The organism is Agrococcus sp. SL85 (assembly GCF_026625845.1).
Lineage (GTDB): Bacteria > Actinomycetota > Actinomycetes > Actinomycetales > Microbacteriaceae > Agrococcus.
This window is the reverse complement of record NZ_CP113066.1, coordinates 2,465,850-2,482,659: the sequence shown is the minus strand read 5'-3', so window position 1 is coordinate 2,482,659 and position 16,810 is coordinate 2,465,850. Positions and strand designations below refer to the sequence as shown.

The following is a 16,810-nucleotide window of genomic DNA, read 5'->3' as shown; positions in this document are numbered from 1 at the left end:
CGCCGCACGCCGGCGGCGGATCGCGGCGGACGACCCCGCGCTCGCCGCCGCCGCCCGGGCGAGGCTCGAGCCGCTCGTCGCCGACGTCGCCGCACTCGTCGAGCGCCGGCTGCGACGCGCGGAGCCCGCGCTGGGGGAGCGAGCCGCGGCCGCCGCCGCGGGCATCGCCGCGATGGCCTCGGCCCTGCAGGCTCGCAGAGCACGAGGCGGCGGCGCGCGGCGCCGCCCGCCCGCTCGCCGCGCTCAGCGCCATGCGCTCGCCGCTGCTGTGAGGCGCGGCGAGGGCCGCCGTCGCGACCCTCGCCGCCGATCGCCTAGCCGGATCGTCGCGCGGCGCGCAGCTGGCGCCGCGTCGTCGCGACGGCCGGCGCCTCCTCGGCTCCGCCATCGTGCTCGCCCGATCCGCCGTCCGCCGCGTCGCCGCGGGCGGGCAGGCGCCGCGGCCACCAGAACGCGTCGCCGGTGAGGAAGGCCGAGGCCGGCACGATCACGGTGCGCACGAGCAGCGTGTCGATGAGGACGCCGACGCAGACGATGATGCCGATCTGGGTGAGCGTGATGAGCGGGAGCACGCCGAGCACCGCGAAGACCGCGGCGAGCAGGATGCCGGCGCTCGTGATCACGGCGCCCGTGGCCGAGAGCGCGCGCACCATGCCCTCGCGCGTGCCGTGCGCTGCCGACTCCTCGTTCGCCCGCGTCACGAGGAAGATCGAGTAGTCGACGCCGAGCGCGACGAGGAACAGGAAGCTGAACAGCAGCACGTTCGTGTCGATCGCCGGAAAGTCGAACCACGGCGTCTGGAAGAGCCACCAGCTCGCACCGATCGCCGAGAAGAAGCTCGCCACGACCGCCACGAGCAGCAGCAGCGGTGCCACGATCGCCCGCAGCAGCACGACGAGCACGAGCAGCACGAGCACGAGGATGAGCGGGATGATGAGCGCCTGGTCGCGCGCCTGCGCCTGCGCGGTGTCGAGCGAGCGGGCGTCGAGCCCGCCCACGAGCCCCTCGCCGGAGCCGACGTCGTCGAGCGCAGCGCGCAGCCGCTCGATGGTCGTGAACGCGGCGCTGCTCTCGGCCTCGGCGTCGAGCGTGACCTGCAGCTGGGCGAGGTCGTCGGTGGTGGGCCCGGGCTGCACGGCGTCGACGCCCTCGACGTCGGCGATCGCCTCCGCCGCCTCCTGCGCCTCGTCGGCGGGGACGACGACGGTCGTGGGCGAGGTGGCGCCGGCGGAGAAGGCCTCGGCGAGCACCTCCTGGCCCACCACGGCCTCCGGCTTCTCGAGGAAGCGGTCGTTCTGCGAGAGGCCCGTCTGCAGGAAGAGCGCGCCGCTCGCCATGGCCGCGAGCGCGAGCACGCCCGCGCCGACCACCACGAGGGGCGGCGCGCGACGGCGCGGCCGAGCCTGCCCCACGCGCTGCGCTGCACGGTGCCCTCGCTGCCCACCTTCGGCACGTAGGGCCAGAAGAGCCCGCGGCCGAACAGCAGGAGCGCCGCGGGCAGCACCGTGAGCGCGATGACCATGGCGAGCACGACGCCGACGGCGCAGGCGAGGCCGAGCGCGCGGTTGCCGCCGAGCTCGGCGAGCAGCAGCGTGGCGAGGGCGAGCGCGACGGTCGAGCCGCTGGCGATGATCGCGGGGCCGGAGCCGCGCAGCGCGACGCGCATCGCCTCCCTGCGGTCCTCGTGCACCCGCAGCTCGTCGCGGTAGCGGGCGATGAGCAGCAGCGCGTAGTTGGTGCCGGCGCCGAAGACCAGCACCGAGAGGATGCCCGTGACGGAGGCGTCGAGCACGACGCCCGCCGCCTCGGCCACGCGGCGCGCGACGATGCCCGCGAGCGCGTCGGCGACGCCGATGACGACGAGGGGCACGAGCCACAGGAACGGGCTGCGGTAGGTGATGAGCAGCAGCACCGCGACGACCGCGACGGTCGTCAGCAGCAGCGAGACGTCGGCGCCCTCGAAGACCGCGGCGATGTCGGTCTCGAAGCCCTCGGGGCCCGTGAGGGAGGCGCGCACGCCGTCGAGGTCGGTGCGCGCGGCCTCGCGCAGCTCCTCGGCGCGCGCCGACTGCGCCTCGACGTCGGGCTCGGGGTCCAGCGGCACGACGACGAGCGCCACGGTGCCGTCCTCGGAGACCTGGGGCGGCGGCACCTGGCCGTCGCGCGAGAGCTCGGCGAGCGGGCCGAAGGCGTTGGCCTGGATGGTGGCGAGGTCGGCCTCGCTGAGCTCGGCGCCCTCGCGGTCGAAGACGAGGAGCGCCGAGGTGGCGTCGGCGTCCGGGAACTCGTCGAGCAGCGCCGCCACCTGCTCCGACTCCGCGCTCGCGGGCAGTCCCGCCGCGGGGGCCGACTCGGTCTCGCTGCCCGAGCCGAGCGCGAAGAGCGCGCCAGCGGCGAGGACGAAGGCGACGAGCACCGTCCAGGAGGTGCGGGCCCCGGTGATCCATCCGATGATCGCGCGCATCGCGACTCCTCTGCTCGATGGCCAAGTAACTAGATAGACGAGATACTACACAGTCGACACTTCGCGCGGTAGGGTGGCGGCATGGACGGATCGGGGGACCACGCGGGCGGCTTCGACGTCGCCGACGCGGTCGCCGAGCCGACCCGGCTGCTGCGCGAGCTGCTGCAGTCGGGCACCGCCTTCGAGCACGCGATGCGCGCCGAGCTGGGCGTCAACGCCACCGACCTCGCGGCCATGGAGCACCTCATCGCCGACGGGCCGCTGCCGCCGGGCGAGCTGAGCCGGCGGCTCGCGATCTCGACCGCGTCGACGACCGTCGTGATCGACCGGCTCGTCGACGCCGGGCACGCGCACCGCGAGCCCAACCCGCGCGATCGGCGCAGCGTGCTCGTGGTGGCCGCGCCCGCCTCGATCGCACGCGCCGCGAGCAAGCTCATGCCGCTCGTGCTCGAGATCGACCGCGCGCTCGACGACTTCGAGCCGGGGGAGCGCGCCGCGATCGCGCGCTACCTCCGCGCGGTGCTGCGCACCTACGACCGGCACCTCGCCGACGACTAGCGGTCCAGCCCGCTGCAGCCGCGCGGTCGAGGGCGTGCCACGAGCGCTGCCGCTAGCCTGCGCGCATGCGGATGCTCCTGACCTCGAACGGCCTGTCGGAGCCGGTCGTGCTGGACGCCCTCGTCGACCTCCTCGGCCGGCCGATCGCCGAATCCCGCATCGTCGTGGTGATCGACGCGATCCTCGGGTTCCCCGGCGACAGCTCGACGCTCGTCGAGCACCTCGAGTCGCTGCGCGCGCTCGGCTGGGCCGAGTTCGACGTCGCATCGCTCTACGCCGGACCGCAGGAGCTCGTCGCGTCGCGGCTGCGCTCGGCCGACGTGATCCTCGGCTACGGCGGCAGCAACGTGTGGCTCGCGCACGCCTGGGCGGCGACCGGCCTCGCGCCGCTCCTGCAGGAGCTGCTCGACGAGAAGGTCTACGTGGGCTGGAGCGCCGGCTCGATGATCTTCACGCGCGCCCTGCCCGGCTGGGGCGAGAGCTTCGACGACCAGGAGGAGCTCGACATGTTCGGCCTCGATCCGGTCGAGCCGGCGGCGCCGCTGTTCGACTGGGTCTTCCTCGGGCACCTCGGCGCCGACTGGATGCCGGAGGGCGCCGAGGAGCGGGCGGCGCGCGGCGCGGCGCGCAGTGGCGCCACGACGTGGTTCCTCGACGACGCGTCGGCGCTCGTGATCCGGGATCCCGATGCCGAGCCGGTCGTCGTCTCGGCCGGCCGCTGGCTGCGCTTCGGCCCGGACGGCGGGGTCGAGGCACGCGGGGAGCGGGAGGCGACGGGCGCGTAGCCGGGCCGCGGCTCAGTCGGGGCGGCCGTACGCCTCGAGCAGGCGCAGCCAGACCTCGCTCATCGTCGGGTAGGCGGGCACCGCGTGCCACAGGCGGGCGATCGCCACCTCGCCGACGATCGCGATCGTCGCGGCGTGCACGAGCTCGGCGACGTCCTGGCCGACGAAGGTCGCGCCCACGAGCACGCCGCGCGCCTCGTCGACGACGAGCTTCGCGCGGCCCTCGTAGCCGTCGGCCTGCAGGCTCGAGCCCGCCACGGCGCCGAGGTCGTGCTCGACGGTGCGCACGGCGAGGCCGGCCTTCCGCGCCTCCGCCTCCGTGCGGCCGACGGCCGCGACCTCCGGGTCCGTGAACACCACGCGCGGCACGGCTCCGTGGTCGGCGGTCGCCACGTGGTCGCCCCACGGCTCGTCGCGCACGGGCAGCCCCTGGAGCCGCGCGGCGATCGCCTCGCCCGCCGCGCGCGCCTGGTACTTGCCCTGGTGGGTGAGCTGGATGCGCCCGCTCGCGTCGCCGACGGCGGAGAGCCAGTCGGTGCCGGCGACGAGCATGGTGTCGTCGACCTCGAGCGCGTCGGGGTCGAGGTCGACGGTCTCGAGCCCGAGGTCGTGGAGCGCGGGCGTGCGGCCGGCGGCGACGAGCAGCTCCTCGGCCTCGATGCGCGAGCCGTCCTCGAGCTCGACCGAGACGATGCCGTCGTCGCCGCGGTCGACGCGGGCGGGGGAGGTGCCGAGGCGCACGTCGACGCCCTCGTCGGCGAGGGCCGCGGCGACTAGCTCGCCCGCGAAGGCCTCCTCGCGGCCGAGCAGGCCGCTGCGGGCCAGCAGCGTCACCTGCGCGCCGAGCGAGGCGTAGGCGGTGGCGAGCTCGACACCCGCGACGCCGCCGCCGAGCACGACGAGGCGCGCCGGCACCTCCTCGGCGGCGGTCGCCTCGCGCGTGCCCCACGGCGAGGCATCCGCGAGCCCCGGCACGTCGGGCAGGCTGCGGCACGGAGCCCGTGGCGATCGCGACGGCGCGCGCCGTCCACGTGCGGCCGTCGACCTCCACGCGGCCGCGGCCGACGATGCGCGCGCGGCCGCGGATGAGCTCGATGCCCGCGGAGCGCACCCACTCGACCTGGCCGCTGTCGTCCCAGCTGCTCGTGAAGCCGTCGCGGCGCCGGAGCACGGCGGTGGCGTCGAGGGAGCCGGTGATCGCCTCGCGCGCGCCGGGGAGCCGCTGCGCGGCGCGCAGCGCGTGGCCGGAGCGCAGCAGCGCCTTCGACGGCATGCACGCCCAGTACGAGCACTCGCCGCCGACGAGCGCCTCCTCGACGATCGCGACGCGGAGGCCGCGCTTCGTCGCGTAGTCGGCCACGTTCTCGCCCACGGCGCCGCCGCCGATGACGATGAGGTCGAAGTCGTGCTGGTCCTGCTCGGTCGCGCTCATGCCGCCATCATCGTCCATCCGACCGGGACGTCGCCCGAGCGCGCGCCCCGCTCCGCCGAGGCGATGGATGAGGATCGAGCGCCGATCTCGACGGGTGAGGACACCGTGCCTGATCGCGCCCGAGCGCCCCCTGGCCCACCCGAGCACCTCCGGTTCACCTCCCGCACACCCCGGTGCCCCCGAGGGGCCAAGTCCGGTTCAGGCCGGCCCGACAGCCTCGGCGGGTGCCCACCGCCAACCCGCACCGACGACGCACGCTGCGCCGCGACGCGCTGGTCTTCCTCGCCTTCGCGGGGCCGAACCTCCTGCTCATCGCCGCGTTCGTCTACTACCCGCTGCTGAGCAACGCCTTCTACTCGACGCTCGACTGGCGCATGGGGGCGACGACCGCCACGAGCGCCGGCATCGACAACTACGCGCGGCTGTTCACCTCGCCGCAGGGTGCCGAGATGTGGCGCGTGACGATCACGTTCACCGTCATCACGGTCGTCGCCTCGATGGTGCTGGGCCTCCTGGTGGCGCTCGCGCTCAACCACCGCATCCCCGGGGTCACCGCCGGCCGCACGGCGATCTTCGCGCCCTACGTGCTCTCGGGCGTCGGGGTCGGGATGGTGTGGAACTTCATCTTCGACCCGCAGCTGGGCGTGCTCGGCCACGTGCTCCGCGCGCTCGGCGCGCGCTCGCCCGAGTGGTACCTCGATGCCGACCTCGCGCTCGTCATGGTGATCGTGGTCTACGTCTGGAAGCACCTCGGCTTCTGCGCCGTCGTCTTCCTCGCGGGCCTCCAGTCGATCCCGAGCGACCTCATCGAGGCGGCGCGCATCGACCGCGCCGGCACGCTCACGCGCTTCTTCCGGCTGACCCTGCCGCTGCTGTCGCCCACGGTGTTCTTCCTCACCGTCACGACGATCCTCAGCTCGATGCAGGCCTTCGACATCCTCAAGATCATGACGCCGTCGGGGAACGGCACGAACACGATCGTGTTCGAGCTGTACCTGCAGGGCTTCGGGCCGTACCAGGACGCCGGCTACGCCGCCGCGATCTCGGTCGTGCTCTTCGTCGTGCTCTTCGCCATCACCGCGTTCCAGATGCGGTACGTCGAGAAGCGGGTGCACTACGCATGAGCGCGACCCACGTCTCCGAGTGGCGGCAGGCCTTCAGCCGTCGCAACCTCCTCGCCACGGTCCTCGGCGGCTACCTGCCGATCCTCCTCGCGACGGCGATCATCGTGCTGCCGCTCGTCTGGATGGCGATCGCGTCGTTCAAGCCGCCGGGCGAGATCATCACGATGACGCCCACGCTGCTGCCGCAGGCGCCCACGACCGACAACTACGCGCAGGTCGCCGACACCGTGCCCCTGCTCACCGTGCTGCGCAACAGCCTCATCGTCACGATCGTGGCCTCGGCCATCAAGGTCGCGCTCGCGATCACCACCGCGTACGCGCTCGTCTTCGTCGACTTCCGCGGCAAGCACGTCGTGTTCCTCGCGATCCTCGTGGCGCTCATGGTGCCGCCGGAGGCCGCGCTGCTGCCGAACTACCTGACGATCTCGGCGCTCGGAGGCCGCAACACGCTCTGGGGGATCATCCTCCCGGGCCTCGGCACGGCCTTCGGCACGTTCCTGCTGCGGCAGCAGTTCAAGACGCTGCCGAAGGACCTGCTCGAGGCCGCCGCGCTCGACCACGCCGGGCACGCGAAGCGGCTCTGGCGGATCGTCGTGCCGGTCTCGGCGCCGACGATCGCGACCGTCGCGCTCGTGACGATCGTGGGGGAGTGGAACAGCTTCATGTGGCCGCTCATCATCACCGACTCCGTCGAGACGATGACGCTCCCCGTGGGCCTCAACCTGCTGCAGTCGATCGAGGGCCAGACCGGCAGCTACGGCTACCTCATGGCCGGCGCCGTGCTCGTGATCCTGCCCGTGCTCATCGTGTTCGCCGCGCTGCAGCGCTTCATCGTGAGCGGCCTCACCCAGGGCGCTGTCAAGTGACGGCCGCGCCCTCCGCAGACCCACCGACCCGCACGTCCACCCACCCCGCACCCTCGAGGAGCACCATGTCCCAGCCCACCGCCGGCGCGCGCACCACGCGCGCCACGACCACCCTCGCCGCGCTCGGCGCGGTCGCGCTCGGCCTGACGGCCTGCGGCCCGGCCGTCGGCGCCTCCGGCCCCGAGGCCGCCGCCGAGACCGACTGGGCCGCCGTCGAGCCGGCCGAGTCGATCACCTTCTGGACGAACCACCCCGGCGGCTCGCAGGAGATCGAGCAGGAGCTCGTCGACGCGTTCACCGCCGAGACCGGCATCGAGGTCGAGATCGTGACCGCGGGTGCCAACTACGAGGAGGTCTCGCAGCGCTTCCAGACCGCGCAGACCTCCGGCGACGTGGGCGACCTCGTCGTCATGTCGGACGCCACGTGGTTCACGAACCACGTGAACGGCTCGCTGCTGCCGCTCGACGAGGCCTTCGCGGCCGCGGGCGGCGACGCCTCGACCTACAACGCGACGCTCTTCGACGACTACCTGTACGAGGACGCCCACTACGCCGTGCCGTACGCGCGCTCGACGACGATCTTCTACTACAACGCCGACCAGTACGCCGAGGCAGGCATCACGGAGGCGCCGACCACGTGGGCGGAGGTCGCGGCGAGCTCGCAGGCGCTCATCGACGCGGGCGTCACCGACACCGCGTTCTCGTTCCCGCCCGCCGAGGACTACCCGGCGTGGGTGCTCAACAACCTCGTCTGGGGCTACGGCGGCGGCTGGTCGGACGAGTGGGACGCGAGCGCGGTGACGAGCGACGAGACCGTCGCGGCCGTGCAGTTCGCGCAGGACGCCGTGCAGGAGGGCTGGGCGAACGTCTCGAGCGGCTCGCCCGCCGACGACTTCGCCGCGGGCGCCACGAGCCAGTTCATCGGCTCCACCGGCTCGCTCGGCGGCATCACCGAGACGGCCGGCTTCGAGGTGGGCGTCGCGATGCTGCCCGGCGGCCCGGTCGAGCAGGAGCTCGTCGTGCCCACGGGCGGCGCCGGCGTCGCCATCTCGGCCACGTCGAGCCCCGAGGAGCAGCTCGCCGCGGCCATGCTCGCCGACTTCCTCACGAGCGCCGAGAGCACGGTGACCTTCTCGTCGCAGACCGGCTACATGCCGGTGCGCTCCGACGCCGATGCGTCGGCGCTCTACGCCGAGGACGCGAACTTCCAGGTCGCGGTCGAGCAGCTCGAGACCCGCACGCGCACGCAGGACTGGATGCGCGTCTTCCTCCCCGGCGGCGACCTCGCCCTCGCCACGGCGCTCCAGCGCATCCTCACGACGGATGCCGACGTGCCCGCCGCGCTCGCCGAGCTCCAGACCGAGCTCGAGGGCCTCTACGAGAACGGGCTCCGCGCACAGCTCGAGGGCTGATCCGGACCCGACACCACCGAAGCAGGAAGCAGGACGACCATGGTCGACGTCGCACTCCAGGGCGTCACGCTCACCTACCCCGGGGCCTCGAAGCCGTCGATCGACGCGATCGACCTCGAGATCCGCCACGGCGAGCTGCTCGTGCTCGTCGGGCCCTCCGGGTGCGGCAAGTCGACGACGCTGCGCGCGCTCGCGGGCCTCGAGTTCCCAGAGTCCGGGACGATCGAGTTCGGCGGCCGCGACGTGACCGGCGTCGACGGCGGCGAGCGCGACGTGGCCATGGTGTTCCAGTCCTACGCGCTGTACCCGCACATGACGGTGGCCGGCAACATCGAGTTCTCGCTGCGGAACGCGAAGGTGCCGGCCCCGGAGCGGCGGCGTCGCGTCGCGGAGGCCGCCGAGCTGCTCGAGCTCGACGGCCTCCTCGACCGGAAGCCCCGCGAGCTCTCCGGCGGCCAGCGCCAGCGCGTGGCCATGGGGCGCGCGATCGTGCGCCGCCCCTCGGTCTTCCTCATGGACGAGCCGCTCTCGAACCTCGACGCGAAGCTCCGGGTGCAGACCCGCGGCCAGATCGCGGCGCTGCAGCGTCAGCTCGACGTCACGACCGTCTACGTCACGCACGACCAGACGGAGGCGATGACGATGGGCGACCGCGTGGTCGTCATGCACCAGGGCCGCATCGAGCAGGTGGGCACGCCGCGCGAGCTCTACGACGAGCCCGAGACGCTCTTCGTCGCCGGCTTCATCGGCTCCCCGCAGATGAACCTCGTCGAGGGCACCTGGTCGGACGCCGAGGGCGCGAGGGCGGCGGAGGTGCTGCTGCCGTTCCGCGCCGAGGGCCACGAGGGGGAGCGCCTCACCTTCGGCGTGCGCCCCGAGGACCTCGACGTCGTGCCCGGAGCCCCCGAGGATCCGCACCTCGTGCGCATCGAGGTCGAGCTCGTGGAGGAGCTGGGCTCCGACACCTACGTCTACGGGCCCGGCCCCGGCGGCCGCTGGACCGCGCGCCTGCCCAAGGGCGCCCGCCCGGCGCGCGGCGACGCGCTCGCCTTCGCGATCCGGCCCGGTTCGGTCATCGCCTTCGACCCGGAGTCCGGGCGGCGCGTGCGCTAGCTGCCCGCGCCGCTGGGTGCGCGGTTTCCGGGAAGCCGCTGTGGCCTCGCCGCGATCCGCGGCCGCGCCGCTAGCGTGTGGAACGTGGATCCGCTGGCCGACGCGCGCGTGCAGCGCATCGGCGTGCTCGCCTGGCAGGGGCCCTTCATGCTGTGCGCCGCGCTCGTCGTCGTGGCGATCGCGCTCGTCGACGGCGGCCTCGACGCCGGGGCGATCTGGGCGGGGGCCTGGCCGTCGCGGCGCTGCTCGGCGCCGCGCTGCTGCCCTGGCGCCGCATCCACCCGCTGTGGGTCGTCGCGATCGGCGCCCTCGACCTCGCCGCCGCGGGCGTGCTCGTGCACGACGGCGGGATCACCGCCGCGCTCGCGCTGCTCGTCTTCCCGGCGGCGATGCTCGTGCTGCGACTCGGCCCCGTCGGCGCCGTCGCCGCGGCGGCGGGCGGCCTCCTCACGCTCTGGCTGCCGCCGGCGCTGCTCGACCGCATGCCCGCGACGCTCGGTGCGTGGGTCGACCTCGTGGCCGTCTCCGCCGTGCTCGTCGGCGGTGTGGGGATGCTCGCGCTCCGCGAGCGACGGCTGCGCGCCGCCGAGGCCGCCGTGGCGGCCGCCGGGCGAGAGGGGCGCCGCACCGCCACCATCCTGCGCTCCATCGTCGAGGAGGCGCCGAGCGCCATCGCGCTCGTCGACGACGAGCTGCGCCCCATCGTCACCAACGCCGCCGCGCTCGAGCAGGCTGCGATCGCCCGCCTGCAGGGCGGGCCAGAGGCATCTGCGGAGCTGTTCCGGGATCCCGACCTCCGGCCGCTGCCGCAGTCCGAGCAGCCCCTCTTCCGCGTCGTGGCGGGCGAGGCCGTGCGCGACGCGCTCGTCTGGATCGGCCCGCCGGGGGAGCGGCGGGCGATCCTCACGAACGGCAGGCCCGTGCACGACGACGACGGCGAGCCGCTCGGCGCGCTGCTCGTCGGCCACGACGTGACCGAGCTGGTGCGCGAGGCCCGTGCGCGCGAGGCCTCCCTCACGACGCTCAGCCACGAGCTGCGGACGCCGCTCACGGCGCTCATCGGCAACCTCGAGCTGCTGCAGGACGAGGCGCTGCCGCCGGCCGTCGAGCGCGCTCTCGGTGCGATGACCCGCAGCGGCGAGCGGCTCGAGGACCTCGCCGAGCGCTTCCTCGCCGCGGCCGGCCCTGTGCCGGAGGCGCGGCGCGAGCGCGTGCGGCTCCGGGCCGTGGTGGCCGGCGCGGTCGAGCGGCTGCCCGCGCGGCTGCGCGCCGAGGAGCGCGTGCGCGTCGCGGTGCACGAGGGCGCGGAGGCCGACCTCGACCCGCGGCTCGCCACCAGGATCCTCGAGGCGCTGCTGCGCAACGCGCTCGCGTGCAGCGGCGTGGCCCCCGTCCGCGTCTCGGCGTGCGCCGACGAGGCCGCGGCGGTGCTGCGGGTGGAGGACCAGGGCATGGGCATCCCCGCCGACGAGCTCGAGCTCGTCTTCGAGCGGGCCTACCGGGCCTCGAACGCGCGCCGGCAGGAGATCGAGGGCCTCGGGCTGGGTCTCTCGGTGGCGCTCGCGGCGGCGCGCGCGCACGGCGGCTCGATCGAGCTGACGTCGGAGGTCGACATCGGCACGGCCGCGACCGTGCTGCTGCCCGCGGGCGACGAGCCGGACGCGGCGGGCTAGCCGAGCCCCGAGACGCCGAGCGCGGCGCCCAGCCCGTAGGTGACGGCGAGGGCGATGGCGCCGCCGATGACGACCCGCACCGTGGGCCTGCGCCACGGCGCCCGGCCCAGCCGCGCCCCGAGCGCACCCGTGAGCGCGAGCGCGAGCAGCACGACCGCGACGCCGACGACCACGCGGAGGTCGTGCGGGCTCAGCAGGATGGTCGCGAACGGCAGGGCGCCGCCCGTCAGGAACGCGAGGAACGAGGCCCACGCCGCCTGCCAGGGGCTCGTGACCGTCTGCTCGTCGATGCCGAGCTCGAGCGAGAGGTGCGCGGCGAGCGCATCGTGCTCCGTCATCTGACGGGCCACGAGCGCGGCCGCGTCGGCGTCGAGGCCGCGCTCGCGCCATAGTCCCTCGAGCTCCGCGAGCTCGCCCTCCGGATCCTCCTCGAGCTCGCGACGCTCGAGCGCGATGAGCGCGCGCTCGCTGTCGCGCTGCGAGCTCACCGAGACGTACTCGCCGAGCGCCATCGAGATCGCGCCGCCCGCGAGCGCCGCCGCGCCGGCCGTCAGCAGCGGCCCCGTCTCGACCGTGACGCCCGCGACGCCCACGAGCACCGCCGCCACCGAGACGATGCCGTCGTTGGCGCCGAGCACCCCCGCCCGCAGCCAGTTGAGCCTGCCGAGCACCGCGCCGTCGTGCGGCTCCATCGCCTGGGTGGGAGCGTCCATGGGGCGATCCAAGCACGCGGCCCGTCAGCCGGGCGAGCGGTGCGCGCCTATGCGTCTGCCAAGCGCTCGCCCAGGCATCCGGAATCTTGGGATCGTCTTGGCGGCGATGCCCGAGCCTCGGCGGCATGGACATCCTCAGCCAGCAGCGCACGGGCCCGGCGCCCGCCGTCGGCGCCGTCGGCGCGGCCCCGACCGCGGCGCCCGCCCCCGTCGTCCGCACCGCCCCCGACCGCCGTCGCGAGGCGTGGCGGCTCGCGGCGATCGCGGTCATCTGGGTCACGAGCACGCTCGTCGCCACGCTCTGGTCCGCGGGCGGCGGCGTGCAGGAGCTGCTGCGCGCCCCCGCGGGCACCCTCGACTCGCTCGGTCGGCTCACGGGACTGGTCTCGGCCAACCTGCTGCTGCTCCAGGTGCTCCTCATGGCGCGGGTGCCGCTCTTCGAGCGCGGCCTCGGCCACGCCGGCATGGTGCGGATGCACCGCGTCGTCGGCATGTGGTCGTTCTGGCTGCTCGTCGCGCACATCGTGCTCCTCGTGCTCGGCTACGCCGCCGACAGCGGCCTCCAGCCCCTCGTGCAGCTGTGGGAGCTCGTGTGGGGCTACCCCGGCATGCTGCTCGCGACCGCGGGCACGCTGCTGCTCGTGCTCGTCATGGTGACCTCGGCCCGCCGCGCCCGGCGGCGGCTGCGCTACGAGTCCTGGCACCTGCTGCACCTCTACGGCTACCTCGGCGTGGCCCTCGCCATCCCGCACATGCTCTGGACGGGCACCGACCTCGCGACGCCGCTCGCCGCCGGCTACTGGTGGGCGCTGTGGCTCGCGACCGCAGCCGCGGTGCTCGTGTGGCGGATCGCGCTGCCCATCGGGCGCTCGCTGCGCCACGACCTGCGCGTCGTCGCGGTCGAGGACGACGGCGCTCGCGGCGTGCGCGTGCGCATCGGCGGCCGCGCCATCGAGCGGCTCGGGGCGCGGGCGGGCCAGTTCCTGGTGTGGCGCTTCCTCGACGGCCCGGGATGGACCCGCGGCAACCCCTATTCGCTCGCGGTCTCGCCCCGCAGGGGCGAGCTCGTCATCGCCGCGCGCGTCGTGGGCGACGGCAGCCGCCGGCTGCGCTCGCTCCGCCCCGGCACGCGCGTGCTCGTCGAGGGTCCGATGGGCCGCATGACGGGGGATGCGCGGCAGGGCCGCCGCATGCTGCTGGTCGGGGCGGGTGCGGGCGTCGCGCCGCTGCTCTCGATCCTCGACGACGAGGCCTTCGAGCCCGGCGAGGCGGTGCTCGTCACGCGCGATCGCACGCCCGAGGAGGCCGTGGGCGCCGAGCACGTGCGCGAGCTCGTCGAGCGCCGGGGCCTCCGCCACGTGCCGCTCGACGGGCCGCGCAGCCGCGCCGGCTCGTCGTGGGTCGCGAGCGACTGGGGCGCCTGGGACGGCGCGGCGCTGCTGCGCGCGATCGCGGGCGACCTCGCCGACGTCGACGTCTTCCTCTGCGGCCCCGACGACTGGTCCGCGGCACTGCGCGCCGACCTGCTGCGCGCGGGCGCCGCGCCCGCCCGCATCCACGCCGAGTCCTTCACGAGCTGAGACCGAGGAGCACGCCATGAAGCGCATCATCTACAGCCTGCTGGCCACCGCGACCGGGCTCGTCCTGCTGCTGGGGTACCGCACCTCCACCGGCGAGGCGGTGCAGGTGCTCGCAGACCAGGGCGGCGCGGCGGACGCGAGCGCGTCGTCGGGCACCGGCACGAGCTCGGGCACGGGCTCCGGCTCGGCCTCCGGCACCGCCCAGGACGGCACAGGCCAGGCGGCACCCTCGAGCGACGCGTCGGGCGCGGCAGCCGGATCAGGCCTCGCCGACGGCACCTACACGGGCGACGCGGTGCAGACGCGCTACGGCCCCGTGCAGGTGGCGATCACCGTCTGCGGCGGCACCATCACGGCCGTCGACGTGCCGACCTACCCCGACGCGAACTCGCGCGATCGTCAGATCAACGAGTTCGCGGTGCCGCGGCTCGTCGCCGCGACGCTCGAGGCGCAGGGCGACGACGTCCAGATGGTCTCGGGCGCCACCTTCACGAGCCGCGGCTACGAGCAGTCGCTCCAGAGCGCGCTCGACGAGGCCCGGGCATGACCCTGCCGACGCACCGGGTGGTGCGCGTCGAGCAGGTGATGGGCACGGTGCTGAGCGTCCACGTGCACCTCGAGCCCGAGGCCGCGCCGCGGCTCGTGCCCGCGGTCGAGCGCGCGATCGACGCCGCCGTCGAGGAGATGCGCCTCATCGACCGGCTCGCGTCGACCTACCGCGACGACTCCGAGGTGCGGCGGATCGCGGACGGTCGCCTGCGGCTCGAGGACGCGCACCCGCTCGTGAGGGAGCTCGCGACCCGGAGCGCCGCCCTCGAGCGCGCGACGGGCGGCCTCGTGAGCGCCGGCTGGCGCGGCCCCGGTGATCCGCTCGCCTTCGACCCGACCGGCATCGCGAAGGGCTGGGCCGTGGAGCGCGCCGTGCGCGAGCGCCTCGTGCCGCTGCTGGAGGCGCCCGGCGCGATCGCCGCGGGGATGGGCGCGGGCGGCGACCTGCAGCTCGCGACCGCGGCCGGGGCCGACTGGTCGTGGCGCATCGGGATCGCCGACCCGCGGCGCCCCGAGGGGCAGGGCGGCGGCGCACCTGCCGGGGCCGGCCTCCTCGCCGTCGTCGACGTCGTCGACGGCGCCGTCGCGACCTCGGGCACCGCCGAGCGCGGCGCGCACATCATCGATCCCCGCACGGGCCTGGCAGCCCGGGGAGCGCTCGCCGCGACGGTCGTCGCCGACGGGCTGACCGAGGCGGACGCCTGGGCGACCGCGGCCGTCGTCGCGGGTGCCGACGACCTGGGCTGGATCGCCGAGGCGAGCACGCGCTGCGGCCTGGTCGTCGCGCCCGAGGGCCGCGTGCGGCGGTGGAGCGGGCCCGCCGAGGTCGTCGGGGCCGCGGCGGCCTAGCGGCGCGCGTGCGCCGCGGGCAGGACGACGCGGAAGGTCGTGCCGTCCGCCGAGCTCGCCTCGACGCGCACGTCGCCGCCCGCGCGCTCCACGGCCTGGCGCACGAGCGCGAGCCCGATGCCGAAGCCGCGCCGTCGGCCGTGCTCGCCGCTGCGCGCGAAGCGCTCGAAGATCCGCTCCCGGTCGGCCTCGGGGATCCCCCGGCCGCGATCGACGACGCGGAGCACGATCCCGTCGTGCTCGATCGCCGCCGCGAGCGTCACGGTCGAGCCGTCGGGTGCGTGCTGGATGGCGTTGTCGAGGAGCGCGACGAGCACGCGCGAGAGGGTCGCGGGCGCGAGCGGCACCTCGGCCCCGCCGGCCTCGTCGCGCAGCGCGATCGCGACGCCGCGCGGCTCGCCGAGCGGCTCGAGCAGCGCCGCGGCCTCCCGCATCGCCGCGCCGACGGCCGCGCTGCGCTCGGCAGCCCCGGCGCCCTCGGCCGCGAGCAGCAGGTCGGTGAGCACGTCGTCCATGACGGCGGCGTCGTGCCGCAGCCGCCCGAGCGGCTCGTCGATCGGCTCGCCGCGCGCGTGCCGGCGCTCGACGATCTGGATGCGGCTCGAGAGCGCGGTGAGCGGCGTGCGCAGCTCGTGGCTCGCATCGGAGACGAACGCGCGCTGCCCTCGCAGCGCCTCCGCGAGCGGGCGCACGGCGCGCCGCGCGGCGAGCACCGCGATGCCTGCGAGCAGGACGACGCCCGCGAGCGCCAGCAGCAGCACGACGGGCACGAGGTCGTCGACGTCGACGACGACGCGGTCGCCGTCGGGCACGGGCCCGCCCTCGTGCCGCTCGGGCCGCGAGCGCCCCAGCACCGCGGCGAGCAGCACGGCGACGCCGACGGCGATCGCGGCCGCGGAGGCCGCGGCGATCCAGAGGCCGACGCGCAGCGCCGCCTGCCGCACGCGACGCTCGTCGGGGTCGGGCGCGGCGCTCACGGCGCCCCGATCCGGTAGCCGCGGCCGCGCACGGTGTCGACGATGCCGGGATCGGCCTTCCGCCGCACGTAGTGCACGAGCGCGTCGACCGAGCCGGTCGACTGGCCGCGCAGCACCGAGGCGAGGATCTCGTCGCGCGAGAAGACGTGGTCGGGGCTCTCGGCGAGCAGCGAGAGCAGCGCGGCCTCGGTCGCCGTGAGCGGCACCCGGCTGCCGTCGGGGCCGTAGAGCGCCGCGGGGTCGGCCACGAAGGTCCAGCTGCCGAGCTCGCGGCGCTCGGCGCCCGCGGCGAACCCGCGCCGCAGCGCGCGCAGCCGCGCGAGCAGCTCGTCGAAGTCGAAGGGCTTGGCGAGGTAGTCGTTCGCGCCGGCGTCGAGGCCCGCGACGCGGTCGCGCACGGCGTCGAGCGCCGTGAGCAGCAGCACCGGCGTCGTGATGCGGGCGCGCCGGAGCGCGGCGACGACGTCGAGGCCGTCGCCGTCGGGCAGCCGGCGGTCGGCGAGCACGAGGTCGTAGCGGTCGGCGGCGATCCGCTCGCGCGCGCCGCGCACGTCGACCACGTGGTCGACCGCGTAGTGCTCGCCGAGCACCTCGCAGGTCATCGCCGCGATCTCGGCGTCGTCCTCGACGTAGAGCAGTCTCGGCGCGCGCGAGGGGCTCGTCACGGTGCGGCTCCCGGGTGCATGCTCCGATTGTGGCGCGCGCGGGCCGGGCG

The 16,810-nt window shown here is 75.2% G+C and carries 14 protein-coding genes and 2 pseudogenes; 10 read left to right on the top strand and 6 right to left on the bottom strand.

The genetic code is table 11. From position 1 onward, the window contains the following. Positions 1–314 precede the first annotated feature (314 nt). Both OVA14_RS12340 and OVA14_RS12335 read right to left on the bottom strand, forming a co-directional pair. Positions 315–1,412 carry an MMPL family transporter gene (locus OVA14_RS12340; RefSeq protein ID WP_267504133.1) on the bottom strand — a complete coding sequence of 366 codons (1,098 nt, stop codon included), beginning with the start codon at positions 1,410–1,412 and terminating at the stop codon, positions 315–317. 20 nt (positions 1,413–1,432) lie between these two features. Next, positions 1,433–2,464: pseudogene (locus OVA14_RS12335) on the bottom strand (MMPL family transporter); the annotation flags it as partial. A gap of 81 nt (positions 2,465–2,545) precedes the next feature. Here OVA14_RS12335 and OVA14_RS12330 point away from each other — a divergent pair. Both OVA14_RS12330 and OVA14_RS12325 read left to right on the top strand, forming a co-directional pair. After that, a complete protein-coding gene (locus tag OVA14_RS12330) occupies positions 2,546–3,022 on the top strand; it encodes a MarR family winged helix-turn-helix transcriptional regulator (protein WP_267504132.1) in 477 nt (158 codons plus the stop codon). A 65-nt stretch (positions 3,023–3,087) separates the two neighbouring features. Further along, positions 3,088–3,807 carry a Type 1 glutamine amidotransferase-like domain-containing protein gene (locus tag OVA14_RS12325; protein ID WP_267504131.1) on the top strand — a complete coding sequence of 240 codons (720 nt, stop codon included), beginning with the start codon at positions 3,088–3,090 and terminating at the stop codon, positions 3,805–3,807. Positions 3,808–3,819: 12 nt separating this feature from the next. On the opposite strand, the pseudogene OVA14_RS12320 reads toward OVA14_RS12325, so the two are convergent. Further along, positions 3,820–5,239, bottom strand: a pseudogene (locus tag OVA14_RS12320) (dihydrolipoyl dehydrogenase family protein). A 224-nt stretch (positions 5,240–5,463) separates the two neighbouring features. On the opposite strand from OVA14_RS12320, the gene OVA14_RS12315 reads away from it, so the two are divergent. The 5 genes from OVA14_RS12315 to OVA14_RS12295 all read left to right on the top strand — a co-directional run bounded on the left by OVA14_RS12315 (position 5,464) and on the right by OVA14_RS12295 (position 11,427). Continuing rightward, positions 5,464–6,363, top strand: coding sequence for a carbohydrate ABC transporter permease (locus OVA14_RS12315; RefSeq protein WP_267504130.1), 900 nt, complete (start codon positions 5,464–5,466; stop codon positions 6,361–6,363). Beyond that, positions 6,360–7,229, top strand: coding sequence for a carbohydrate ABC transporter permease (locus tag OVA14_RS12310; protein WP_267504129.1), 870 nt, complete (start codon positions 6,360–6,362; stop codon positions 7,227–7,229). The genes OVA14_RS12315 and OVA14_RS12310 overlap by 4 nt, the downstream gene beginning before the upstream one ends. 65 nt (positions 7,230–7,294) lie before the next feature. Next, on the top strand, positions 7,295–8,641 hold the full coding sequence (locus OVA14_RS12305; RefSeq protein ID WP_267504128.1) for an ABC transporter substrate-binding protein: 1,347 nt from the start codon (positions 7,295–7,297) through the stop codon (positions 8,639–8,641). A 39-nt stretch (positions 8,642–8,680) separates the two neighbouring features. Next, positions 8,681–9,754: an ABC transporter ATP-binding protein gene (locus OVA14_RS12300; protein WP_267504127.1), complete on the top strand. Its 1,074-nt coding sequence runs from the start codon at positions 8,681–8,683 to the stop codon at positions 9,752–9,754. Positions 9,755–9,906: 152 nt separating this feature from the next. Beyond that, complete coding sequence (locus OVA14_RS12295) at positions 9,907–11,427, top strand: sensor histidine kinase (RefSeq protein ID WP_267504126.1); 1,521 nt, start codon at positions 9,907–9,909, stop codon at positions 11,425–11,427. Here the strand turns inward: OVA14_RS12295 and OVA14_RS12290 are convergent. Further along, entirely contained in the window at positions 11,424–12,140 is a 717-nt protein-coding gene (locus OVA14_RS12290; protein ID WP_267504125.1) for a VIT1/CCC1 transporter family protein, read from the bottom strand. The genes OVA14_RS12295 and OVA14_RS12290 overlap by 4 nt on opposite strands. Positions 12,141–12,265: 125 nt before the next feature. Between OVA14_RS12290 and OVA14_RS12285 the strand changes: the two genes are divergently transcribed. The 3 genes from OVA14_RS12285 to OVA14_RS12275 are packed head-to-tail and all read left to right on the top strand — an operon-like array spanning position 12,266 to position 15,118. Beyond that, a complete protein-coding gene (locus tag OVA14_RS12285; protein ID WP_267504124.1) occupies positions 12,266–13,720 on the top strand; it encodes a ferredoxin reductase family protein in 1,455 nt (484 codons plus the stop codon). A gap of 16 nt (positions 13,721–13,736) precedes the next feature. Beyond that, positions 13,737–14,267, top strand: coding sequence for an FMN-binding protein (locus OVA14_RS12280; protein WP_267504123.1), 531 nt, complete (start codon positions 13,737–13,739; stop codon positions 14,265–14,267). After that, complete coding sequence (locus OVA14_RS12275) at positions 14,264–15,118, top strand: FAD:protein FMN transferase (RefSeq protein WP_267504122.1); 855 nt, start codon at positions 14,264–14,266, stop codon at positions 15,116–15,118. The genes OVA14_RS12280 and OVA14_RS12275 overlap by 4 nt, the downstream gene beginning before the upstream one ends. On the opposite strand, the gene OVA14_RS12270 is transcribed toward OVA14_RS12275, so the two are convergent. Together OVA14_RS12270 and OVA14_RS12265 are read right to left on the bottom strand one after the other, a co-directional pair. Next, a complete protein-coding gene (locus OVA14_RS12270) occupies positions 15,115–16,095 on the bottom strand; it encodes a sensor histidine kinase (protein ID WP_267504121.1) in 981 nt (326 codons plus the stop codon). The two genes, OVA14_RS12275 and OVA14_RS12270, sit on opposite strands and share 4 nt — an antisense overlap. Beyond that, entirely contained in the window at positions 16,092–16,760 is a 669-nt protein-coding gene (locus tag OVA14_RS12265; protein ID WP_267504120.1) for a response regulator transcription factor, read from the bottom strand. The genes OVA14_RS12270 and OVA14_RS12265 overlap by 4 nt, the downstream gene beginning before the upstream one ends. Between the last annotated feature and the right edge of the window lie 50 nt (positions 16,761–16,810).